General features: G+C 38.5%; 1 protein-coding gene. It reads right to left on the reverse strand.

Annotated elements, in window-relative coordinates; all coding sequences use genetic code 11:
- Nucleotides 1–457 (reverse strand): YgjP-like metallopeptidase domain-containing protein (locus J7R05_RS08030; RefSeq protein ID WP_208541851.1); only part of this gene is annotated, 457 nt, incomplete at both ends.

Here is a 457-nt window from a genome sequence, read left to right on the forward strand (position 1 = left end):
CTTTACGCTCTACTTTATGCGCATAATATACAACCAATGGCGTTATAGTGAGCGCAGCCTGTTTTTTTAAAATATCAGCAACACGTCTTGGTAAATATTCTAATTGACCATAAACGATAATTTGAGACTCTTGCCCCACATCCTGTGTAATGATCTCTGTTATCCCGCGTCCTGCTTTATGTCTTATAGTATGTGGAACACCTAATACAGAAATCGTTACACCTTCTTGAAGATAAGAATTTTCATGAGAAACTTTTACGTGAGCAAGACGTGCCTCAATCCAAGATCGGTGTTTTTCAATAAAACCTTGAATCGAATAGAGATTTATCGCTGGTGGTGTTGTTATACAAATCCCCTTACCACTCCTATCAATACGTAATGTAAGACGGCGCGCATGTTTATGTTCCCGTACACGTAGAGGAATAATGCGATCAGAGAAAATAAAAGGCTGTTCATA

Origin of the sequence: Bartonella capreoli (assembly GCF_902813205.1) — a bacterium.
In the GTDB taxonomy this organism is placed as follows: domain Bacteria; phylum Pseudomonadota; class Alphaproteobacteria; order Rhizobiales; family Rhizobiaceae; genus Bartonella; species Bartonella schoenbuchensis.